Origin of the sequence: Marinospirillum sp. (assembly GCF_035271045.1) — a bacterium.
Lineage (GTDB): Bacteria > Pseudomonadota > Gammaproteobacteria > Pseudomonadales > Halomonadaceae > Marinospirillum.
Map to the genome: position 1 here is coordinate 46,274 of NZ_DATESC010000024.1, position 23,013 is coordinate 69,286.

The window sequence follows — 23,013 nt, forward strand, 5'->3', positions numbered from 1 at the left end:
GGTTCAACCACTGAGAAAACGGAGAATCTATGAAGGTTCTTGTCGCTGTCAAACGTGTCGTTGATTACAACGTCAAAGTTCGTGTTAAAGCAGATCAGTCAGGTGTCGATCTGACTAACGTCAAAATGTCCATGAACCCCTTCTGTGAAATTGCAGTAGAAGAAGCGGTTCGTTTAAAAGAAAAAGGCATAGCAACTGAAGTTATTGCTGTTTCTATCGGCCCTAAAACAGCCCAAGAGCAGTTGCGTACTGCAATGGCGCTGGGTGCTGATCGCGGTATTCTAGTTGAAACCGATGAGCAACTAAGCTCTTTGGCGGTTGCCAAAATTCTTGCCAAGGTTGCTGCTGAAGAACAACCTCAGATTATTCTGATGGGTAAGCAATCCATTGACACAGATAACAACCAAACCACGCAAATGCTGGCTGCTTTGGCAGGCTTCTCGCAAGGTGCTTTTGCTTCTGGATTAGTTGTTGCTGACGGTAAAGCAACGGTTGAGCGTGAGATTGATGGCGGTACGCAAACTATTCAAATTAATTTGCCTGCGGTAATTAGTGCTGACTTACGCTTAAATGAGCCACGTTACGCTAAGCTTCCTGACATTATGAAAGCTAAGAAAAAGCCAATGGACATTAAAACGCCAGCAGATTACGGCGTTGAAATGGCTTCTAAAGTGAAAACTTTGAAAGTTGAACCACCGGCAGAGCGTTCTGCTGGCATTAAAGTGGGCAGCGTTGAAGAGCTGGTTGATAAACTGAAAAACGAAGCGAAGGTGGTCTAAATGAGCATTTTAGTTATCGCTGATCATCATAATTCTGATCTAGCCCCTGTTACTGCTAATGTTGTTGCTGCTGCTAAAGCCATTGGTGGTGAGATTCACTTATTGGTTGCTGGTGCTGCTTGCCAAGCTGCTGCCGACGCTGGCGCTAAGTTAGAGGGCGTAAGCAAGGTATTAATAGCAGATAACGCTATTTATGCGCATCAGCTAGCTGAAAACACGGCTGCATTGGTTGCTGGTTTAGGTAAAAATTATACGCACATCTTAACGGGCGCAACGGGTAACGGTAAGAACTTTATGCCACGCGCTGCTGCACTGTTAGATGTTGAGCAAATTTCTGAAATTATCTCGGTAGAAAGCGCTGATACTTTCAAACGTCCTATTTATGCCGGTAATGCGATTGCTACTGTACAAAGTGAAGATGCGATTAAAGTCATCACGGTACGTGGTACGTCGTTTGATCCAGTTGCTGCAACGGGTTCTGCTAGTATTGAAGCACTTTCTGAAACTGCTGATGCTGGTTTGTCTAGCTTTGTTGGTGAAGAATTAGCCGCTTCAGACCGTCCTGAACTTACTGCTGCTAAAGTGGTTGTTGCGGGTGGTCGTGGCGTGGGTAGTGCCGAGAAATTCGATATTATCTATAAGTTAGCTGACAAATTAGGCGGTGCGGTGGGTGCAACGCGTGCAGCAGTTGACGCTGGCTATGTAGCTAATGATCTACAAGTCGGTCAAACTGGTAAGATTGTTGCACCAGCACTGTACATTGCGGCAGGTATTTCTGGTGCGATTCAGCATTTGGCCGGTATGAAAGATTCTAAAGTCATTGTTGCTATTAACAAAGATGAAGAAGCGCCCATCTTCCAGGTGGCTGATTACGGCCTAGTGGCTGATTTGTTTGACGCAGTACCTGCGCTAGAACAACAGCTATAAGTTTCTTGTCTTAGTTATAAGTTTATTGGCTTTATGCTGTAAACTAAAAAAGACCAGCCTCACAAGGGCTGGTTTTTACTTTTCTTTTTTATAGAACCCTTTTTTTAATTCTAACGCTAGGTGCTGCCTTGACCACTTTTGCTTTTGCTTCTTTAAACTTACAGTCTGAACTTTTGAGTAACCTTACCACCTTGGGTTATCAAGAAATGACCGCTATTCAAGCGGCTGCCTTACCCACTATTTTGGCGGGGCAAGATGTGATTGCTCAAGCAAAAACTGGCTCAGGTAAAACTGCTGCTTTTGGCTTAGGTTTATTACAAAAGCTAGATGTTGAACGCTTTAGAATTCAAACTTTAGTCTTGTGCCCAACGCGTGAATTGGCAGATCAAGTTGCCATTGAAATTCGCCGTTTAGCGCGGGGTATGCACAATGTAAAAGTATTAACCCTGTGTGGCGGACAACCTTTTGGCCCACAAGCACATTCGTTAGAACACGGCGCACACATTATTGTGGGTACACCGGGTCGTATTGATGACCATTTACGCAAAGGCAATTTACAACTAGAAAACGTGGCTATGCTGGTGTTGGACGAAGCCGACCGTATGTTAGACATGGGCTTTCAAGAAGTGCTAGATGCCATTGTTGAACAACTGCCTAAACAGCGCCAAACCTTGTTATTTAGTGCCACCTTTCCCGATAAAATTGCCAGCTTAGCTAAACGATTTTTAATAGATCCACAACAAATTAAAGTGGAGTCTAGCCATACTGCCAGCAGTATTGAGCAACATTTTTTCAAATTAAATGACGAAGCTGAACGTTTTTCTGCTTTGCGTTTACTGTTGCTGCATTATGCGCCTGAGTCTAGTGTGGTGTTTTGTACCACCCGTAAAGAAACCCAAGACCTTGCCGATGGTTTAAGTAAGCTAGGTTTTAGCGCCCAAGCGTTGCACGGTGATATGGAACAAAAAGACCGCGATCAAACGTTGATTCAGTTTGCTAATAAAAGCAGTAGTATTCTTGTGGCAACCGACGTTGCTGCACGTGGTTTAGACATCGCTGCTTTAGATGCCGTTTTTAACTATCAGCTATCGCTTGATCCTGAAGTTCACGTTCACCGTGTGGGGCGTACTGGTCGGGCTGGTGAGCAGGGCATTGCTTGTACGCTTTACACCGCAGCAGAAGCCTTTCGTTTAGCGGTTTTGGCCGATTATTTACAGCAAAGCCTAGTACCAGAAGCTTTGCCCAGTGCTGAAGCATTAAAAAACCACCCTAAGCCAGCAACCATGCAAACCTTACTGATAGATGGTGGTAAAAAAGACAAGCTGCGTCCCACCGATATTCTAGGTGCGTTAACGGCTAATCAGCAGTTAGCAGGTCAGCAAATAGGTAAAATTCATGTGACGGATCGACGCTCTTTTGTCGCGGTAGAGCGCCAAGTTGCCAAACAAGCATTGCAGCTATTAAGTGATGGAAAACTTAAAGGCCGTAGTTTTCGCGCTAGAAGTTTGTAGTTATTTTTTAGTGATTAAGTTAGTTAATACAGCCACCTAGCTTAGCGAGCCGGGTGGCTTAAATCAGTTGAAATAAGATTATTCGAAGCTTAACCAAGTGGCTTTTATTTCAGTGTATTTATCAAAGGCGTGTAACGATTTATCGCGTCCTTTACCTGACTGCTTAAAACCACCAAAAGGCGCAGTCATATCGCCGCCATCATAGTTGTTAATCCACACGCTACCGGCACGCAGTGCTTTGGCCGTTTTATGTGCCTTGTTTAAATCGGCTGTCCAAACCGCTGCAGCTAAACCATAAATGGTATCGTTGGCTTGTTTGATGGCATCTTCCATTGAATCAAAAGTAAGTACGCTTAATACTGGGCCAAAAATTTCTTCAGAAGCGATTTGCATGGTGTTTTTAGCGTCAGTAAACACCGTAGGCTGTACATAATAGCCACCACTTTCTTGAAAAGCCTGTTCACCACCAGCCAATAAAGACGCACCTTCTTGCTGACCTTTTTCTATATAACCTAATACTTTGCTTAACTGCTGCTTATCGACAATCGCGCCGTTTAAAGTGTTAGGGTCTAAAGGATGATTGGGTTGCCATTTAACCAGCGCCGCTTTCACTAAAGTCACAAACTTATCTTTAATACTGGCTTCAACCAATAAACGCGTGCCTGCGGTACAAACCTGCCCCATATTAAAAGCGATACCTTGTGCCGTTGCTTCAGCCGCTTTTTCTAAATTAGGTGCATCAGCAAACACAATGTTGGGGCTTTTACCACCGGCTTCTAACCAAACACGTTTCATGTTGGATTCACCCGCATAAATCATTAGCTGCTTAGCAACAGCGGTAGAACCGGTAAAGGCAAGGGTGTCAACGTCCATATGCAGCGCTAAAGCTTTACCAACCGTTGTACCAAAACCTGGCAGTACGTTAAACACACCATCAGGAATACCGGCTTCTTTAGCCAAGCCTGCCACGCGTAACGCGGTTAAAGGTGATTTTTCTGAAGGCTTTAAAATCACCGAATTACCCATTGCTAGTGCTGGCGCAAATTTCCAACTTGCCATTAACAAAGGAAAGTTCCAAGGCACAATTGCCGCCACAACACCTACTGCTTCACGGGTAATTAAGCCCATTTGGTTGGTTGGTGTTGGGGCAATTTCACCATAAACTTTATCAATCGCTTCGGCTGTCCAGCTAATTGCTCGCGCAGTACCACCGATATCAACGCTGCTCGAAAAACGTATTGGCTTACCCATATCAAGTGTTTCTAGTAAAGCTAACTCATCACGATTTTTGGCGATTAAATCAGCAAACTTGAGTAGAATTTGCTTGCGTTTAGCCGGTGGTAAATCGCGCCAAATACCGGATTCAAATGCGTTGCGAGCGGCTTTAACGGCTAAGTCAGCATCCGCAGCATCACAGCTAGCAACTTGGGTTAGAATGCGACCGTCGATAGGGCTTTCACAGGCAAACGTTGCGCCACTTAATGCATCAACGTATTCGCCATTAATAAAAGCTTGGTTGGTAAACGTTAAGTTAGTGGCAAGGTGTTCCCAATCTTCACGGGTTGGTGCTGGAATTTTAGTCATTTAAATCTCATATTTAATGAATGGTTTAGGTTGATACTCATACTACTTTAAAGGAGGCAATCCCTCTATGTTGGAATCTGCGTTTAATTGGATCAAAGATTTTTCAGTGTCCCATGAGCTAATCCGCTTATTATTTAGTACTTTGTTTTTGATTGTTACTATGTTTGTGTTGCAAGCCGTTGCAAGCCGTATTATTCGTCGACGTGTGGTGTCAACGGAACTTAGGCGCAAATGGTTGGTACAATCACGCAATGGGCTATTGCTGCTGACTTTGCTGGGTTTGTTTATGATTTGGGGTGAAGAACTTCGCACCCTTGCATTGTCCATAGTGGCGATTGCGGTTGCTTTTGTAGTGGCGACCAAAGAGCTTATTATGTGCATTACCGGCAGTTTGCTAAAAACGGGTGCGCGTTCTTTTGATATTGGTGATCGTATTCAGGTTAAGGATTTTAGAGGTGATGTGATTGACCAAAATCTGCTGGTGACGACCATTTTAGAAGTAGGGCCAGGCAAGACAATCCATCAGCGCACGGGTCGAATGATTGTATTGCCTAATGCTTTGTTTGTGTCTGAGGCGGTGATTAATGAAAGTTTTACCCATGATTTTGTATTGCACGTCTTTATTGTACCGTTTATGCGTAAAGATGATTGGCGTGCAGCACAACAAGCCTTATTAGCGGCGGCTATTAAGCATTGCTCACATAACTTAGATACGATACGCCGTCATATGCTTAAAGTGTCGGTACAACTAGGTCTGGAAGTTCCTAATGTCGATCCACGGGTTACTTTACAATTTCCTGATGCTGAAGAAGTTCACTTAATTGTTCGTGTACCTGCTAAAGCGGCACAAAAAAATTACATAGAACAGCTAATACTAAGCGAGGTGTTTCTTCAAAGAAACTACTTAGAAACAGAAAAAGAAGAAGAGATTAAAGCGGTCATAGACAGTAACGTTTAAACCACTTTAACGTTAAGCCACCTTTGGGTGGCTTTGTTTAGTTGCTGATTTTTTTATTTAGATTACGGCTTGTTGCGAAAATATTCTAAGCCCCAAACTAACTCATTCGAGCTGGCTTTTAATAAATCATTAACCATTGCTTGATAAATTTTAGGTTGCGCCTGCATTTCGTAAGTGATTGTGCTGTCAGACCTTGCAGTGCCACCTGATACGGCACTTAATGCACCTAGTGCATTTTTAAAGCCTGATACGGCTTTATCAGTACTGGACGTTGCTTCGACGCTTTCACCAAAAGCCCGTGCACCTTGGTAAGGGTTATCTGGATTTAAATACAAGGCCACTTCTTTGCCTTTATTATTAATGGCAACAATGCCGGTATTTTGTGGTTTTAAATGCAAATTTTGTCCAGTACTTACTTTAGCATTGGCATAAATGCTATCGGTTGCGTAGTTCATGCCTGCTCTGGCAGATGATTCAAAAGAGCTAAAATCAACAACATAAGCAACGTGTAAGGTCGTCATGCCCAAAGCACTGGCGACTTTAGGCAAGCAAATACTTTTAAATAATGGTTCTATTTGTTTGCATAAAAAAGATTCTGCTAGCAACGGTAAGCCCGTAGGCGAATAAACAGGGTACTCATTGAGGCTTGATTTTTTGCCCATGAGCATTTCTTTGGCTGAGTTGATTGTTGAACTGACTTGACCATTGTCGCGTTTATCCAGTTCTTTAAATGCTGCATTGCTTGTGACTTGTTGCAAAGGCAATACAGAAAACCCCTGCTGTACTAAGTTTTGGCTAAAGTTTGTATAAGCTTGGTCGGTTATCTGCTGCATTAATTGACTATCAACGCCGGTTAATTTTGTTTTAACCGTTGCAGTAGAACTTGCTTTACCTGAACTGCCCCAACGCCCTTTATCGGCTGCTGCCTGCATTTTTTGTCCTTCTGTTATAAAAACTACGCGAAAGGATGCGATGGCAATTTGCGTATCACCTTTTAAAAAACTGGGATCGCCACCGGTGCTAAATGCTGGTTTTGTGCCACTTTCGGTGTTTTGTGGCAGGGTGTTGTTTCCTCCACAGCCAGCTAATAAAGCGGTAATTGCTGAAGTAATTAAGAGTTTTTGGTAGGTTTTCATATTTTTATGCCTTTATAGCGAATGAGTCATCATGTAACCACCAATATAGAAGGTATTTAAACCGCACCCCACCCCCCTAAATGAGGGGTAGAGCGCTTTAAGGCATAAAAAAAGAGTTGATAAGCTAGGTTTTTAAGCGATTGATCTTGATCTGTTTTATACTTATCGCGCATCAAATTCTTATAAAAAAAGTTCAGAGAAAATCATGTCAATTAAAGTGCGTTTGTACCTTGGTCTAGCCTTGTTATTTTTTGCACTGCTGCTAGCGATTACTACCGCGCTTTCTTTACCACAAACGGCTTGGCAGTTTTCTATTACATCATCACAAACTTCTGCTGAATCCTCTGCCTTTACAGAGCCCGTCTTACAAGCCAATCGGTTGGGTGAAATACCGCGCACTGTCGTTAGGTTTTATTTCGGCGATCAGCCCATTCCAGCGTCTTATCATTTAGCTTTAGAAGAGCCTGATACGGTTGCAACCTACCAAGATTTTAATGCGTTAATGGCATTGAATAGTCAGTTAATGATGGGTTTAAATCAGCAGCAGCTTAGTATGCGTTTAAGTGATGGTCATTTAGAATCGCTCGTCACTAGGGCACGCCAATTAAAAGACTTGCCCAGTATCTTTTGGTTACAAATTACGTGTGGAAGCCTAGGTTTTTTAATTTGCTTGCTGATTAAAAGTGTACGTCCTAACTATCAAGGCATTAATGCTTTTGCATTAACTGGTTTTAGTTATTTATTATTTACTTTTGCCGCAGCGATTTACAGCACTCGCAACGTGTTTATAGACGGGCAATTATTTCATGCGCTGTCACTTTTAAACCATGCTGGCGCGATGTTGTTTTCTGCCTCGTTAACCGCTTTTTTATGGAATTATCCACGCGCAGTGAGCCAATACACGATTAGCACTTTGGCTTATGCGGTATTTGTTGCTAATTTGCTGGTCGATGGTTTACAGCTAACAAACGGCCCTGCGACGGGTTCTTACCTTTGGGTGTTTGGATTGTTTTTATTTGGTTTACTGGGATCTTTTATTCAGTGGTGGTTTGCCAGAAAAAACCTTTTGGATCGCGGTGCTGTGCGTTGGATGCTTTTATCTATTTATGCCGGTACAGTTTTTTTTGCAGGCGGTATGATGCTGCCCATTTTGTTACAAATGCCCCCACTGGCTTCACAAGGTTTAATGTTTACGACATTTTTATTGATGTATGGTGGTTTGGCTTTGGGCGTTTTACGTTACCGTTTATTTGATTTAGAACGCTGGTGGTTTTCTATTTGGGCTTGGTTTTTAGGTGGTTTAGCGATTTTATTAATGGATTTGGTGCTTGCCAGTTTTTTGACCTTGACCAGCACTTCAGCATTAACGTTAGCAACAGCATTGGTCGGTTGGTTGTATTTCCCGCTGCGCCAATGGGCTTGGCGACGTATTAGTTACCGTAAAGGTTTGGCGATTGAAGCTTGGTTGCCTAAAGTCGTCGCTAAGTTAGTTAACGTAAAAACGCCTTTACAATTAGAAACAGCATGGCAGCAAAGTTTACAAGCCTTGTTTCAGCCATTAACGCTTAATCAGCAAAGTACCGTTGTGGAATCGATTACTATTTTGAGTAATGGATTACAGTTGAGGCTGCCTAAAATAATTCAAGCGGGTAGTTTGGTGATTAATAACGCCGGTCAGGGGCAGCGATTATTCACTAAAAATGACGTTAAAAATGCCCAAACACTATTGGTAATGTATCAGTTGATGGCTAAAGCCTTAGCAGCCAAAGCTGAGGGTGCTAATAGTGAACGTGATCGTATTCGACAAGATATTCACGATGATTTAGGTGCAAAGCTATTAAGTATTTTACATAGCACTAAAGAGCCGCGCCCTGCACAATTAGCTAAAGAAGCGTTAACTGATTTGCGTAACCTGCTGCAAAGTATTGAAATTGAACCCATTGATATTGAATATGCCTTAGCGCATTGGCAGCAAGAAGCTAGAGAAAGGCTACCAGAGGGTATTCAGTTTATTTGGCAAGAACCACCAGAAAAACTGTGGTTGGAGTTACCACCTGAGTATTTTTCGCATTTAACACGCGCGATTCGTGAATGTTTAACCAATGCATTGCGTCATGCAAAACCTAGCCAGATTAGCGTTGAAGTTTTGGTGACTGATAAATTGACTATTATTATGACCAATGATGGCGTTGCGTTAGCTATTGTTTCAGCGGTTAAAGACAGTCGGGGCTGTAAAATTTTACAACAGCGCTGCGAAAGTTTAGGTGGGCATTTTCAGTATCAGCAGCAAGGGGTGGTTTGGCAGGTACAAATAAGTATTCCATTACCTCGCTAATTTTATGTGATTTTTTTACCCGAGTTAACCAAGCCTAGTTCGTAAGCTTTTAGTGTTGCATCGGCACGGTTGTTTACTTGTAGTTTTTTATAGACTTGCTTTAAATAACCTGCTGCTGTGTGAGGTGAAATATTTAGCAAGTTAGCGGCATCAGGCACATTGTAACCTTTGGCAATAAGGCTAAGAATTTGTTCTTCGCGTGGTGAAAGGTTGGCTGCTAGGTCTTTTTCGGGTCGAAAAGCCAAGAGCATTTTTTTAGCAATTACCGGCGATAAAGGTGGTTTGCCTAGCAAAATACCGGCTAAGTGTTCGGCTACTTGCTCGCTACTTTCGCTTTTTAATATATAACCGTCAGCACCGTATTTTAGCGCAGTAAATAAGTATTCCGACGCATCAAAAATACTGGTGACAACACAGTAGCAGTGCTCATTTTGGGTTTTTATAAGCTTTAGCGCATCCAATCCTGAGCCATCGGGTAGACCAATATCCAGTAACGCTAGGTCATAGGCGTTGTTTTTTAGTAATTCAAAAGCTTGGCTTAAAGTGCCAGCGGTATGAACTTTTTCAGCAGCAAGGTGGCTTTGGACTAAATTTTTTAGCCAGTCTTTAACATCGGGAAGGTCTTCTAAAATCAGTATTTTTTTCATCGACAAATAGTGACAGATTTTAAAGCGGAATAAACCCCCTAGTTTAGGGGGATAAGCAGACAGGCTAAGTGATATTTTTTTGATTGATGTCGGCTTGCCTAGTGAAAATAGGTTCAGTTTAATGATGATTAGGTTCGCTAGCCATACACACGCGGTTTCGGCCAAGGGTTTTGGCTTCGTATAACGCTTTATCGGCTCGGTCAACAGCGCTTTCTATTGCTTCATTAGTGGTAATAGAAAGCTCGGCTACCCCTAGGCTGACGGTGATATTAAGTGTGAGTTCATCGCCTAAATTTACGCTATGCTTTTCAATGCTTTGACGAATATGCTCTGCATACACTTGAGCTTCTGTAGTGTTGGTATCTGGCAGAATAACGACAAATTCTTCACCACCAAACCGAGCAATTAAATCTTGATCTCGACTGAGTTGATGAAAAATACTGGCGACATCCACCAAAACTAAGTCACCGGCTTTGTGTCCATATTGATCGTTTACTGCTTTGAAATGGTCAATGTCAAGAATAATAATGGATAAAGATTCATCATTAGCTTGCGCTTTTTTAATCATATAATTACTTTCAGTAAAGAAATAGCGGCGATTATAAAGCTGCGTTAGTGGGTCTGTTGATGCTTGTTTTGTTAGTTCGGCTTGTTTAGAGCGAATACCTTCTAGTATTTTTATTCGATAAGAGATAATAAATGCCAAAGTTAGTGCTTCTAGCACAATGCCTATTCCAACACCGTGGCTATTCACGTAATTGGGTATAACGAATCCTTTGTAATACATCACTGCAAGCCCATTAAATAAAATAAATAGCGTGTGACCCATTAAAAAGAACGTTGCTAAAGGGTTTTTCTTAATAAGGAATGAAATGCTGACTGAAAAAGTAGTCACCATCATAAGTGCAGCTAAGCTAGTCGAGTGTTTCAATGCGCCTGTTATATCGAATAAGCCGTATATAAAAGAGATTGTTAGTAACGCTAATATAATTTGTAGGGCGCGATGCTCTTTAATATAAAGTTTTTTTGTTTCAAAAATTGCCATCATAAACAGTAATAGAAAAATTGGCATACTGAAAACTGATAAATTTAATATAAAAAGATTGTCTCCATAGATATTGAAGGCTTTGCTAAGCAAGCCGTAGGAGAGCGCAATCCAAAGTAGCCCTGAAATAAGGTATAAAGAATAGAGAATATTTTCTTTTTTACTGGTAGCAAAATAAAGCAGCCCGTTGTAAAAAACTAAAGCCACCATCATGCCAACTAACAGGGCGATGTCGAGGTGGCCACCTACCAGTGCTCTACGAGACTGTTCGTCATCGTAGATTTGTGACGAAAACCACTGATGAGAATAGACGTGACTACGAATGTAAAGTGTTGTTGTTGATGGCACAGTAAAAGGGTAAACAATAGTCCCTTGATACATTAAGGGGTGATTACTGGCTTTATTAAGATCCACTAACGATTGCTTGATGAGTTTTTGATCATGCTCTTCAAAAATTTCAACAGAGCGTATGTGATAAGCTTTTGGTAAATGTAGAAAAAGTGATTTGGTTTGATTTTTTGAATTGTGTAGTGTTATTCGATACCAAGTAACGGTTGCTTGGGTCCCCAGCGTAGTGGTGTTATTAGTTTTTTTGAAATTTTGCTTACGAATGGCATCATAGGACAATGATTTTGAATCATCGGTTAAATACTCAATGGTGTAGTTCGTTAACTGAACGGATTCTTTATTGACATCTATCACTGGTAACGCCAGCGCGCTAGTATTAAAAATACACAAAAATAATGACAATAAAAGTAGGCGAGAGCTAGCCACTAAAAAGAACCTTTATTTATTGGTTAGGGCGTTAATTATAATTATTATAGCAGTCTAAACTTTTTTAAGGTATCGCATAGGTAAGGGTTTTGTTTTTAGCGTTAGATTTTCTATTGAGGAATGGCTATGCGTCAGCTTGTTTTAGGTGGAGTGCGTTCGGGTAAAAGCCGTTATGCCGAAGGCTTGGCTAAAAAAGTGGGTTTATCGGTGACTTATATTGCTACAGCAAGGGCTGGTGATGATGAAATGAAACAACGCATTCAGCAGCATCAAGCCTACCGACCAGCTGATTGGGTTACTTTGGAATTATTTGATGCAGGTTTGCCTAGGCAATTGGCGGTACTGTTGCAGCAGCCTAGGGTGATTCTTTTAGATTGCTTAACACTTTGGTTAACTCAGCTGTTGTGTGCAGCACCTTTAAGCGATGTTTTGTTGCAGCAGGTAGATTCAGTACTTGATGAATTAGTGGAAGTGGTTGCAGCAGGTGGTCAGGCAGAGTTAATTATGGTGGGGAATGAAACAGGTTTAGGGATAATGCCTATGGATGCTTTATCACGCGCTTTTGGGGATAGAGCAGGGTTGTTGCATCAGCGTTTGGCTGCTGTTTGTGAGCGAGTAGTATTAACTGTTGCTGGTTTACCTTTAAGCGTAAAAGGCTAGTCAGTTCTATTTTTTATAACTGCTTAAATCAAAGGCAAAAAAAAGCCCCTGATAAATCAAGGGCTTAAAGAATGTATTGGTGGAGGGCCAGAGATTCGAACTCTGGGAGGGCTCACACCCTCGTCGGTTTTCAAGACCGATGCTTTCGACCACTCAGCCAACCCTCCAACACGAGACGTATAGTAGCATCTAAAAATTATTCGTCAAGCACTATTTTTAAATATTCCTTAAATAACGTGTTTTTAGTGATTTTCTAGCTGAATCAGTGGTATTTCAATGGCATCAATAAGCTTAGGTGCAGCAGAAAGGTCATAGAGTTCGCCATCACGTGCTGAACGGGCGTTAATGTCTAAGCTAGTTGCAAAGCTACAGTGAGCTTGTTGGTGATAATTTTCACCATGCATGGCTAAAAGGTGCTTAGGGCGCAGCCACTCGTAGAGTTGCCGAATTTCGTCTTGTGCTGGATGGCCTGATGCGTGGGTTAAGCCATCTTTGTCGGTCAAAATTTGTATATTGCGTGCTGCTAGCTGTTCGGTTAAGCGTGCAACGGCTACTTCATTACCTGGGATGGTTTGGGAAGAGAAAATAATATGATCGCCTGCTTCTAACTCTAAAAACTGATGCCGACCTTCCGCAAGCCTAGCCAATGCTGCACGAGGCTCGCCTTGGCTGCCGGTGCAAATAATTAATTGTTCATTGCGCGGTAAATAGCCCAGTTCTTGCGGCTGAACCTGTTCAGGAAAGTCTTTTAGGTAATTAAGCTTACGACCAATGCCTAAAATACGCTGCATACTGGGTCCTAATAAGCTTAGATGACGGTTGGTTTGTTGAGCTATTTTACCAAGGCTATAAATTCGCGCTAGGTTGCTGGCAAAGCAAGTCACTATCACACGGTTAGGCAAAGGACGAATTATATCCAGTAAAGCACTTTGTACGCTGCCTTCTGATTTACTGTGCCCTGTTTTAGGTGCGTTGGTTGAATCGCCAATAACCACATCTACACCTTGTTCACCAATAGCTTTTAGGCGTTTAGTCGCGGTTGTTCTGCCTAATACGGGTTCAGGGTCAAGTTTCCAGTCGCCAGTGTGGTAAAGCGTGCGTCCAGCAACTTTTATGAATAAACCATGTGCTTCAGGAATGGAGTGCGTTACGGGGATCCATTCGACATTAAATGGGCCAAATGTATAGGCGTTTAAAGCCTTTATGGTATGAAGTTGACTAAGTAGGCGACTGTCTTTAATGCGTGAAGCAATCAGTTCTGTTGCAAAAGGTGAAGCATAAACGGGGCATCTCAGTTTTTTCCACAAATATGGTAAAGCCCCGATGTGATCTTCGTGACCGTGAGTGATAAGAATCGCTTGTATTGTTATACCGTTAACTTTAGCGGCGCGAATATCAGGAATTAAAACCAATGGATCGCCGCTGGTATTATTAATAAAACCTTGCCCGCAATCAACGGCTATCCAATAACCATTACTGCCATATAAATAAAAGTTTGCACCAATTTCGCCAGCACCGCCTAACGGCATAAAAAAAGGGCCTTGGCTTTGTTTGATAAGAGTTTGGGTTGTTTTTTGCACTAGAGCTCCTAAGCTGCCTGTTCACCAAGTTGTTACTATACCTAGAAGTTAGGCTATCTAAAAACTTTAGGTGGTAAACAGGCGATGAACAGAAGCTGGGCGTTTATGCTAACTTTTTAACTGAAGGTGTTGCGGCGGATTGAGTTAAAGGTATTGGGCTTTTTATAGCGATAGTAGTCGAAGTGACAGCATCTTGTTTAAGATTGGTTTCGTTAGTTGTAGCTACGCTACTAATTGCGACACAAAAACCACCGGCTGTTGCTACATAACCTCTTTTAGACATAGTTGTCTCCTGCTCTTGTTGTATTGAGTAAAGGAGCGGTAAGCGAGTACCACTGATATGTATTTTTAGGTTCAGAAAAGACAATAACCAGTTTTTTATGTAAAGGGAAGACTTTTTTTGTGCAATGCACAAAAAGTCTAATATAAGTCAAGTGTCTAATATAGGCGTCAAATAAGCTGCTCTACAAGGTAACTTCCTTTAGTTCCTTGTTTTAATAGCGTATTTAGTTCAGGTAATAAATTCTTGAAATCGGCAGCTAACGAGTAAGGTGGGTTAATAATTAATAATCCGCTGCCACTCATGCCATAGCCACTAATCAGCGGTAAAGGGCTGTGTTCAATTCTTAACAAATTGGGTAGACCTGCTTTTTGGAGGCGTGTTAACCAAGCGTTGGTGATTTGTGCCTGTAATACTGGGTACCAAATAACATAAGTACCATTAGCAAAGCGTTCTAAACCATTTACTACTGCTTTAATGAGTGTGTCGTAGTCAGTTTTTACTTCATAAGATGGATCAATAAAAACAAGTCCACGCCTTTCTGGTGGCGGTAATTGGGCTTTTATGGCAGAAAAACCATTATTTTGGCTGATTTTTATACGCTTATCTTTTTGAAAGGTGTTGCTTAGTAGTTGAAAGTCACTGGGGTGTAATTCGTGCAGCGCTAACCTGTCGGTAGGGCGCATTAATTTAGCTGCAATCGCCGGTGAACCTGGGTAAAAATCAAGGCGTTCAGCAGTGTTAAAGCTGCTAATCAGTGTTTTAAATGCTTGCAGCAACGGGTGTTTAGGTTCAACTTCAAATAAACGTGCGATGCCTTGACGAAACTCTTCTGTTTTATTGGCTTCAGGCGTGTTGAGTGAATAAAGTCCAGCCCCTGCGTGGGTATCTAGGTAAAAATAGGGTTTATCTTTGCGATTTAGGTAGTTAAGAATGTAGGCTTGGGTTAAATGTTTTAAAACGTCGGCAAAATTGCCAGCATGAAAGCTGTGACGGTAGCTAAGCATTGCGAAAGTATCCAAAAGGTTATTTTAAGGTGCTAGAATAGCAAAAAGCCGCAAGCTAATGTTAGTTGCGGCTTTTTTATTACACATTAAAACTTAACTAAGCAGACAATTAAATCCAACCTTGGTTTTTAGCGTGGGCTTCCATTTCTGTGTAGCCACCAATATGCGTTTTATCAAAAAACACTTGTGGCACAGTTTCTACTGGCTTGCCTATGGTTTTTTCCATGTCAGCTTTAGTAATGCCTTCTGCATGAATGTCGATATAACGGTAAGTAGCACCTTGTGAAGCTTCTAGTTTTTTAGCAAGTTCAACAGCTCTTACACAAAAAGGGCAACCCGGACGACCAAAAATAACGATGTTCATTTTTCACCTCAGAAAATTAACGATTAAATTGAGTGTTTCTTAATGACTGAAGCTATTTTGGCTGACTGCTAGCAGGATTTCCAATATAAAAAAACTAAATGCTTAATTAGAATTGATGATCTAAAAATAAAAACGAAACACCCCGCCTAAGCGGGGCGTAGACAGCAGATCTTTTATCTGTGTGCTTCTCAACTGTGAGTGAGATTCTAGCCTGTTGAGCTGAACTTCCTGTCCTAAACTCAGCGCTAATAATAAAGTGATAAGGCGGTTTGGTGTAGCAGTAGAAGTCTTCGTTGCTTGTAGGAGAATGCGTACAAAGGTGTTCTTTAATGACCAGTAATCGCACAAATATCTGATACCCAGTCATAATTATCCGCTGCTGCTGAAGGAAACTCGGCGGCTAGCCAGCCTTTATAGCCTTGCTGTTTAAGCTGTTGAAACACTGTCATCAATGGCAACTGTCCAGTATTTGGGTGGCTTCTGTTTGGATAATCAGCAAATTGAATGTGTGCTAGGTCGTTGCTGTGTTCGCTAATTAGCTGCTGAAGCGAATCACCCATGCAGGCAGCGTGGTATAAATCCAGCTGCAATCCAAAATTAGGCTGCTGAACTTGTGTGGCTAGCTGTAACCAATCAGCAACGCTAGGCGTTAAATAATTAACCTGGTCTTGGTTGTTAATGGGCTCGCAAGTAACGGTTGCTGGATAAATAGCCAGCATTTCACAGGTTAGCGTTAAATTGGCAACCAGTTGCTCTAAACAAGCGTTGCGGCTAAATCCTGCGACTTGTCTACCCGCTAATACATTCACCACTGACGGCTTTAGTTTGGCGATGTAAGGCAGGCTTTGTTCTAATGCTTGTTTAAAATCTTGCTGGCGCTGTGGATGACAGGCTAAACCATCGCCGCCTTGCATAAAATCACCAGCAGGCAAGTTAATTAATACTAGGGGCAACTGGGTTTTTGCTAATTGCTGTTGCCATTCGTCTACAGTTAATACATAGGGGAATTGAATTTCTATGCCTTGAAACCCCAGCGCTGCTGCGTGTTGAATGCGTTGTTGCATGGGTAAGTCGTTAAACATAAGGCTGATGTTAGCGGCAAGTTTCATGGTAATCGACTCAGCTTATTGATTGAGGTAAATGCGTTTAACACGCGGTAACAAGCTTGTTAATAGCGTATAGCTAATTGTATCGCAATAACTGGCTACTTCATTAACGGGCAAGCTTGCGCCCCACAAGAGTACTTCATCACCAATTTTAGCGTTTGGGCAAAGGCTTAGGTCAAGGGTAATCATGTCCATTGAAACTCGTCCGGCTAAACTGCATCTTATACCGTTAACTACTACGGGCGTGCCATCTAAAGCTTGCCTTGGATAGCCGTCGCCGTAACCACAAGCGGCGACACCCATTTGCGTTATTTTTTGAGTAACAAAACGTGCGCCATAACCAACACTTTCACCGGCCGGTAACTCACTAACACTGATTAACTGCGTTTTTAATGTCATAACGGTTTGCAGTTGGTCGCCTAAAACGTGTCCTGTTGCAAATGGGGATGCACCATACAACATAATCCCAGGGCGTAAACAACCGGTTTGTGCTGCTGGCCAACCCAGTGTTGCAGGTGAATTAGCAATGCTAATAGGGCAGTTAAGCTGCTGCTGCAAGTTTTTAAATGCGACTAATTGCTTTAAGGTTGCTGGGTTAGCCAGATCGTCAGCACAAGCAAAATGGCTGGTTAACGTAATTTGATTAATCGCGGGTAAAGCTTTTAACTGTTGATAAACACTAGCCGCTTCTGCCAGCGTAAAGCCTAAACGGTGCATTCCTGTATCTACTTTTAGCCATGTATTTAAACTTGCTGCAGGTGTTGGATTATGGATTAAATACTGAACTAACGCTGCAACTTGCCAATGACTGTGAATCAAGGGTTGATAATTGTTGGCAAAAATAATCGGTAATTCGCTTGCTTCAAAAAAACCTTCCATTAAAGTAATCGGCTGTTTTATTCCAGCAGCACGAAGTTGTTGTGCTTCTTCAATGCAAGCAACGGCAAAGGCTGGCGCTAAATCAGCTAGTGCTTTTGCAACTTCAACTGCACCATGCCCGTAAGCATTGGCTTTGACTACAGCAAGGGCAGACGCTGTGGGTGATTGGTTCAATGCTAATTGATAATTATGACGCAATGCAGCTAAATTGATTTCTGCAACAAGGGGGCGAGCCATGCCTAACTCCAGTTTTAACAGCTTGATTCAATTTAAAAAAAGTAGGTAGCGAATGTTAACCAATATTTTAGGGTTTTGCTTATGTTGATGACAGCAGTTATTGCCCATAGGGGCGCGAGTGGTGTTGCACCCGAAAATACACTAAGAGCCATTGCACTAGCAGCAGAGCAAGGTGCTGTATGGGTTGAGTTAGATGTGATGCTGACAGCTGATGAATTACCGATTATTTTTCACGATACTGCTGTTATTAAAGATAAAACTTGGCAGCAGCTGCAAAGCTTTCAAGTGCCAGCACCAGTAGGTAGCCCCGAACTCTCTGCCCCGATTGCAACTTTACAAGAAGCAGTTAACTTAATTCATCAATTAAGTATGGGATTGAATTTAGAAATAAAACCCACTACAGCAGGCTTAGGTGAATTAACCTTGCAGCGCAGTTTAGAGGTGTTGCAGACCTGTCCTGCCATTCATTTGGTAATTTCTAGCTTTGATTTTAACGCCTTACAAGCGGCTAAAGCTTTAGCGCCCAACATTCCACGCGCTTTATTGTATAAAAAGCTAGCCACTAATTGGCGTGATGCTGTGCGCGAATACGCGGTTAGATCAGTGCATTTAGCCGAAGCAACTTTGTTGCAAGAAGACGTTGCACAAATACGGGCGTTAGGGTTAGATGTTTATATTTATACCGTTAACGATTTAGTTATAAACAAACGCTTAGTTAGTTGGGGCGTTAACGGGATATTCAGTGATTTTCCGGTACTTTTTACCCATCTACCAGAAACAAACAGTAGACGGGTCAGTGCATATGGTGAGCCCATTTAAGCAATAAAGTTAATTAAACAACTAGTTATTATCAGAAACTAACAGCCGTTGGGTTAGTTCTTCGTGAATAGCGGGCGTGGCAATAACCCAATCGCGTACATCTAAGTAAAAAGGTATAAATTCGCTAGGATATAAGTGGCTAAGTTTAGCGCCAGCTTCTTCAGCAATCAGCACTGCTGCGGCAAAATCCCATAAACTTAGGCTTTCGTAATAACCATCTAACGAACCATTGGCAACGTGGCAAATGTCTAAAGCCGCTGAGCCACAGCGACGCAAATCTTGGCATTCAGGTAGAATAGCCATTAAACGGTCGATTAAATGCCTAAGCTGGCTTTTATCGTAAGGAAAACCTGTGGCAATAAGTGCTGGGCGAAAAGTATTTAAACCGCTGACTTTAATCGGTTGTTCATTTAAAAAAGCACCTTGACCTTTAATGGCAGTAAACGTTTCTTGTAAAAAAGGTGAATGCACCACGCCTATTTGTGGAATGCCTTTGGAATAAAAACCAATAGAAACTGCAACGTGTGGTTGACCATGAGCAAAGTTGATTGTGCCGTCGATTGGATCAAGTATCCATAAGCCAGCGATTTCTTCAGCTTGCTTGCTGTCGGTATCGTTTTCTTCACTCAGCACTTTATCATCAGGAAAAGCTTGATAAATTTCACGGCACAGAAAATCATCAATTTCCTTATCTACACTGGTAACAAGTTCTTGATGGTCTTTGTAATTGTGGCTAAAGTCGCCCGTTTGACGTGCCTTTAGCATCATTTCACCGGCTTGTAATGCTAATGCTAACGCAACGGTTTGGCGTTGCTGTAATTCTTCAGGTGTGAAGGTAGCTGAGTTAAAAAATTTCACTTTTTTGGCTTCCAGTTGACTTTGTTATGTGCAAGGGTAGCATTCTGGGCTATTTAAACAAAAGGCTAAGTAAGATGGATGGACGAATAACAACGAGTTTAGGCTGGCTTTTTGGTTGCTCGTTAATACTAATCGGCTTTTGGCTAACAGGGTTTTATTTTTTAACCGGCGCTGCTTTGGCTTTAATTGGTTTCTTATGGTGGCCACCATCTAGGCAACAAATTATTCAGCGTTTAGGTTTGCCTACAATGCCAGTATTTCATGTGGCTTTAACCCTTTGTTTGTTGGTGGTGGCCTTGTTCGCATTTATCGGGCGTTATTCTACCTTACTAGAAACACAAGCAATTGAAGCAGGTTTTCCAACCATTGAAGCTTGGCAAGAAGCTAAACAGCAAACACAAGAATTTAAAAACTAATGGCTAAAGACTTTTATTTACATCCTTTGCAAGAAGAAGAGCTTGAGCTGGGGTTCACTTTACCCTGGACAGTTTACAGTGCCAGCGGCCAACTTTTAATGCGAGAAGGTGCCGTTGTTGATAATCAACGTAAATTAGATAACTTATTATCTAATGGGCATCGTGAAAAAGAAGGTAAACCTAGTACCGGTGAAGAAGAGGCGGAAGAAGGCCCACCGCCTGGCGAACCACAGCCTGTTACTTTTGCTAGAAACACCAATCCTTTTGCTGAGTTGGATGAAATGGGGTATCAGTTAAAAGGTTTATTTGAGCGGATTGATTTTAAAAGTGTTAAGCCCGGTGAAGTTGAGCGTAAAATTTATGAAATGGCAGCACAAATTCAGGGGTTAGCGGTGCTGAATAGTGATGCCGTATTAGGCGCAGTCCATTTAAACAATACGCATGAATATACCATTCAACACCCGTTGCACGTTACTGTTATGACGGCCTTAGTTGCTAAAACCTTACAAATCCCACAAAAAGTACAGTTATCAATGCTGGCTGCTGCATTAACCCAAAATGTGGGCATGAATAGCTATCAAATGCGTTTGCACATTCAAGCCAAACCGTTAGATAAAGAGCAACGAGCCAGAGTCGATCAACACCCTTTAGTTGGTGCCAAGATGCTAAGCGATGCAGGTGTCACCGATAAGCTTTGGTTACAGATTATTTTTCAACATCACGAAAAAATTAATGGTACGGGTTATCCCAAGGGTTTGAAAGGCAATGAAATTCGGGCAGAAGCGCGAATTATTGCTTTAGGTGATACTTATTCTGCATTAGTCAGTAATCGACCGCATCGCCCAGGTTTAAGTGCTCAACAAAGTTTACGCTCTATCTTTTTAGAACGTGGGCAGCAATTTGATGAAAAACTGAGTCGCGTATTTTTGAATGAATTGGGGCTTTATCCGCCGGGTTCTTGTGTGAAATTACAAAATGGTGAAACTGCCATTGTTATAAGGCGTACTTCGGATAGCCGTGCCCCTAGAGTGACGAGTGTGATGGATGAATACAATCAACTATTTATGCGTATGCAAGAGCGCGATACCAGCAATCCTAATTACGCGATTGTCGCTAATGTAAGTCCACATCAACTTCCTCGCCTTAATCCAACACTTTTATGGGGCATCAAATTAAAAAGGGTCAGCTAAAAATTGTTCGTTAAAAGGCAAGTGAAAAAATGAGTAATAAAGGAGTGAATTAAGTATGCGTTCAATCTTGTATCCGTTAGCTATAGCTTTGTTTTTTGTGGGTTTTTTAGCCATTCCTCTTGCTAACGCGCAAGAAATATCTGCCAAGGATATTGATTTAAGAATTGAAACCTTTGATGAAATTGATAAATTATTTAAGGCGCTAAGGTTTAAAGTCGTTAATCAGCGCAGCACAAATCATGAAGCCGCCTTAAAATTTTCTAGTCAATTAGTTGAACTTGTTTATCGGTTACCGGACTTATTTGATGTACCTTCAGCAGCCGACGCTTTTCCACAAAGCCGTTCGCGTCCAGAGATTTGGTCACGTAAAACATTTTTTGATGCACAAATGTTTGAATTTGTTGATAACTTAGAAGATATTAACGATGAAATTAAGGCTGGAAACTTAACGAAAGCTGGGCAGTTGATTGACGAAACCGCTAAAGGTTGTCGGCGCTGCCACAATGCATTTCGTTACAAATAACCGCTTATAAAAAGATAGGAATTTTAAATGACTAAGTATGATTTTGATTTATTAGTAATTGGTGCAGGCTCTGGTGGTGTGCGTGCGGCACGTACTGCTGCTGGGCAAGGCGTTAAAGTGGGTATTATTGAAGACCGCTATTGGGGTGGTACTTGCGTTAACGTGGGTTGCGTACCTAAAAAACTGTATTCTTATGCGGCGCATTTTGCTGAAAATTTTGCGGATGCAGCGGGTTATGGCTGGACAGTGGCTAAACCAGCATTTCATTGGCCTACTTTGCGTGATAACCGTGCCGCAGAAATTCTACGCTTAAACGGTATTTATAATACCTTGCTTGAAAACAGCAGCGTGCAGCGTATTGATGGTCGTGGAAAAATTCTTTCTGAAAATAGCGTGCAAGTCGGTGATAAAACTTACACGGCTGAACGTTTATTAATTGCGACAGGAACGTGGCCTTTTGTACCTGAGTTTTCAGGTGCTGAGCATTGTTTAACATCCAATGAAATTTTTGATTTACCTGAATTTCCTAAGCGTTTTCTAGTTTATGGTGGTGGTTATATTGCCGTTGAATTTGCGTCTATTTTTAATGGCTTAGGTGCAGAAACCCACTTGGTTTATCGTGGCGATAAGCCGTTGCGTGGTTTTGATGAAGAAGTCCGCGAATTTGCACACAACGAAATTGCAGCACATGGCGTACAGATGCAATTAGGCTGTGAAATTATTGCCATTGAAAAGCAAGCAACGGGGCTTTTAGTAAAATTAAGCGATGGTCGTCATTTAGAAGTGGATGCTGTATTAAGCGCAACAGGACGACGTGGCAATGTTGAAAATCTAGGTTTAGAAAATGTAGGCTTAGAAGTGAATAAAAGCGGCGAATTAAGCGTTGATGGCAACTTTTGTACGCAAGTTCCCAGTATTTATGCGTTAGGTGATATCACGGGTGGGCCACAGTTAACCCCCGTTGCATTGGCAGAAGCAATGGTATTTGTACATAATTTGTACAGCGGTAAAGAACCACGCAAAATGGACTATAAAAATATTGCAACGGCAGTGTTTTGCCACCCTAACATTGGCACGGTAGGTTTAGGTGAAGAAGAAGCGCGTAAAGCTTACCCAGCCATTCGTGTATATTCCACTAACTTTAAACCCATGCGTAATACATTGTCTGGTAATACTAGCCGTACTTTAATGAAACTGATTGTTGATGATGCCACCGATAAAGTGGTTGGTTGCCATGTGGTTGGTTCAGATGCCGGTGAGCTAGTGCAAGGTATTGGTATTGCTGTTAAAGCCGGTTTAACCAAGGCTGATTTTGATGCCACGATAGGTATTCATCCTACTTCTGCTGAAGAGTTAGTTACGATGCGGACGTTAACGCGTAACTAGTTAAGCAGCACA

The 23,013-nt window shown here is 41.9% G+C and carries 22 protein-coding genes and 1 tRNA gene; 11 read left to right on the forward strand and 12 right to left on the reverse strand.

All coding sequences use genetic code 11. The annotated features are described in order from the left end of the window. Positions 1–29: 29 nt before the first annotated feature. The 3 genes from VJY63_RS09525 to dbpA all read left to right on the forward strand — a co-directional run bounded on the left by VJY63_RS09525 (position 30) and on the right by dbpA (position 3,217). Positions 30–779 carry an electron transfer flavoprotein subunit beta/FixA family protein gene (locus tag VJY63_RS09525; protein ID WP_324050285.1) on the forward strand — a complete coding sequence of 250 codons (750 nt, stop codon included), beginning with the start codon at positions 30–32 and terminating at the stop codon, positions 777–779. After that, on the forward strand, positions 780–1,706 hold the full coding sequence (locus VJY63_RS09530) for an electron transfer flavoprotein subunit alpha/FixB family protein (protein WP_324050288.1): 927 nt from the start codon (positions 780–782) through the stop codon (positions 1,704–1,706). It abuts the gene before it with no gap. A gap of 128 nt (positions 1,707–1,834) precedes the next feature. Beyond that, positions 1,835–3,217 carry an ATP-dependent RNA helicase DbpA gene (gene dbpA / locus VJY63_RS09535; RefSeq protein ID WP_324050290.1) on the forward strand — a complete coding sequence of 461 codons (1,383 nt, stop codon included), beginning with the start codon at positions 1,835–1,837 and terminating at the stop codon, positions 3,215–3,217. Between the two features lie 78 nt (positions 3,218–3,295). Here dbpA and VJY63_RS09540 read toward each other — a convergent pair whose 3' ends face one another. Then, entirely contained in the window at positions 3,296–4,801 is a 1,506-nt protein-coding gene (locus VJY63_RS09540) for an aldehyde dehydrogenase (RefSeq protein ID WP_324050292.1), read from the reverse strand. Positions 4,802–4,868: 67 nt separating this feature from the next. On the opposite strand from VJY63_RS09540, the gene VJY63_RS09545 reads away from it, so the two are divergent. Next, positions 4,869–5,759 carry a mechanosensitive ion channel domain-containing protein gene (locus VJY63_RS09545; protein ID WP_324050294.1) on the forward strand — a complete coding sequence of 297 codons (891 nt, stop codon included), beginning with the start codon at positions 4,869–4,871 and terminating at the stop codon, positions 5,757–5,759. A gap of 62 nt (positions 5,760–5,821) precedes the next feature. Here the strand turns inward: VJY63_RS09545 and VJY63_RS09550 are convergent, their stop codons facing one another. After that, positions 5,822–6,895, reverse strand: coding sequence for a hypothetical protein (locus VJY63_RS09550; RefSeq protein ID WP_324050296.1), 1,074 nt, complete (start codon positions 6,893–6,895; stop codon positions 5,822–5,824). Positions 6,896–7,100: 205 nt separating this feature from the next. Here VJY63_RS09550 and VJY63_RS09555 point away from each other — a divergent pair, with 205 nt between their 5' ends. Further along, positions 7,101–9,230 carry a sensor histidine kinase gene (locus VJY63_RS09555; protein WP_324050298.1) on the forward strand — a complete coding sequence of 710 codons (2,130 nt, stop codon included), beginning with the start codon at positions 7,101–7,103 and terminating at the stop codon, positions 9,228–9,230. 2 nt (positions 9,231–9,232) lie between these two features. Here the strand turns inward: VJY63_RS09555 and VJY63_RS09560 are convergent, their stop codons facing one another. Together VJY63_RS09560 and VJY63_RS09565 are read right to left on the reverse strand one after the other, a co-directional pair. Further along, positions 9,233–9,877, reverse strand: coding sequence for a response regulator transcription factor (locus VJY63_RS09560; protein WP_324050299.1), 645 nt, complete (start codon positions 9,875–9,877; stop codon positions 9,233–9,235). Positions 9,878–9,995: 118 nt separating this feature from the next. Next, entirely contained in the window at positions 9,996–11,624 is a 1,629-nt protein-coding gene (locus VJY63_RS09565) for a diguanylate cyclase (RefSeq protein ID WP_324050301.1), read from the reverse strand. 198 nt (positions 11,625–11,822) lie between these two features. On the opposite strand from VJY63_RS09565, the gene cobU reads away from it, so the two are divergent. Further along, positions 11,823–12,356, forward strand: coding sequence for a bifunctional adenosylcobinamide kinase/adenosylcobinamide-phosphate guanylyltransferase (gene cobU / locus VJY63_RS09570; protein ID WP_324050303.1), 534 nt, complete (start codon positions 11,823–11,825; stop codon positions 12,354–12,356). 77 nt (positions 12,357–12,433) lie between these two features. On the opposite strand, the gene VJY63_RS09575 is transcribed toward cobU, so the two are convergent. The 7 genes from VJY63_RS09575 to alr form a co-directional block, all read right to left on the reverse strand. Next, a tRNA-Ser gene (locus tag VJY63_RS09575) sits at positions 12,434–12,523 on the reverse strand. Positions 12,524–12,598: 75 nt separating this feature from the next. Further along, positions 12,599–13,936: a ribonuclease J gene (locus VJY63_RS09580; protein ID WP_324050305.1), complete on the reverse strand. Its 1,338-nt coding sequence runs from the start codon at positions 13,934–13,936 to the stop codon at positions 12,599–12,601. Positions 13,937–14,039: 103 nt separating this feature from the next. Next, positions 14,040–14,219: a hypothetical protein gene (locus VJY63_RS09585; RefSeq protein WP_324050307.1), complete on the reverse strand. Its 180-nt coding sequence runs from the start codon at positions 14,217–14,219 to the stop codon at positions 14,040–14,042. Positions 14,220–14,386: 167 nt separating this feature from the next. Continuing rightward, entirely contained in the window at positions 14,387–15,223 is an 837-nt protein-coding gene (locus VJY63_RS09590; RefSeq protein WP_324050309.1) for a 23S rRNA (adenine(2030)-N(6))-methyltransferase RlmJ, read from the reverse strand. 109 nt (positions 15,224–15,332) lie between these two features. Next, positions 15,333–15,587 carry a GrxA family glutaredoxin gene (locus VJY63_RS09595; protein ID WP_324050311.1) on the reverse strand — a complete coding sequence of 85 codons (255 nt, stop codon included), beginning with the start codon at positions 15,585–15,587 and terminating at the stop codon, positions 15,333–15,335. Positions 15,588–15,913: 326 nt separating this feature from the next. Further along, positions 15,914–16,696 carry a hydroxypyruvate isomerase family protein gene (locus VJY63_RS09600; protein ID WP_324050312.1) on the reverse strand — a complete coding sequence of 261 codons (783 nt, stop codon included), beginning with the start codon at positions 16,694–16,696 and terminating at the stop codon, positions 15,914–15,916. Between the two features lie 15 nt (positions 16,697–16,711). Continuing rightward, positions 16,712–17,809, reverse strand: coding sequence for an alanine racemase (alr, locus tag VJY63_RS09605; protein ID WP_324050314.1), 1,098 nt, complete (start codon positions 17,807–17,809; stop codon positions 16,712–16,714). An 81-nt stretch (positions 17,810–17,890) separates the two neighbouring features. Here alr and VJY63_RS09610 point away from each other — a divergent pair, with 81 nt between their 5' ends. Beyond that, complete coding sequence (locus VJY63_RS09610) at positions 17,891–18,628, forward strand: glycerophosphodiester phosphodiesterase family protein (RefSeq protein ID WP_324050316.1); 738 nt, start codon at positions 17,891–17,893, stop codon at positions 18,626–18,628. Between the two features lie 21 nt (positions 18,629–18,649). Here VJY63_RS09610 and VJY63_RS09615 read toward each other — a convergent pair whose 3' ends face one another. Continuing rightward, positions 18,650–19,486, reverse strand: a complete 837-nt coding sequence (locus VJY63_RS09615; protein WP_324050319.1) for an inositol monophosphatase family protein — start codon at positions 19,484–19,486, stop codon at positions 18,650–18,652. 74 nt (positions 19,487–19,560) lie between these two features. Here VJY63_RS09615 and VJY63_RS09620 point away from each other — a divergent pair, with 74 nt between their 5' ends. From VJY63_RS09620 to gorA, 4 genes are read left to right on the forward strand one after another with little or no spacing between them, the layout of a single operon-like run. Next, a complete protein-coding gene (locus tag VJY63_RS09620; RefSeq protein ID WP_324050321.1) occupies positions 19,561–19,902 on the forward strand; it encodes a hypothetical protein in 342 nt (113 codons plus the stop codon). Then, positions 19,902–21,092, forward strand: a complete 1,191-nt coding sequence (locus tag VJY63_RS09625) for an HD-GYP domain-containing protein (protein ID WP_324050323.1) — start codon at positions 19,902–19,904, stop codon at positions 21,090–21,092. Before VJY63_RS09620 ends, VJY63_RS09625 begins: the two co-directional genes overlap by 1 nt. A 55-nt stretch (positions 21,093–21,147) precedes the next feature. Beyond that, positions 21,148–21,615 (forward strand): cytochrome c, encoded by a 468-nt coding sequence (locus VJY63_RS09630; protein ID WP_324050325.1) that lies wholly within the window; start codon positions 21,148–21,150, stop codon positions 21,613–21,615. 27 nt (positions 21,616–21,642) lie between these two features. Continuing rightward, positions 21,643–23,001, forward strand: coding sequence for a glutathione-disulfide reductase (gene gorA, locus VJY63_RS09635; protein WP_324050327.1), 1,359 nt, complete (start codon positions 21,643–21,645; stop codon positions 22,999–23,001). Positions 23,002–23,013: the final 12 nt, after the last annotated feature.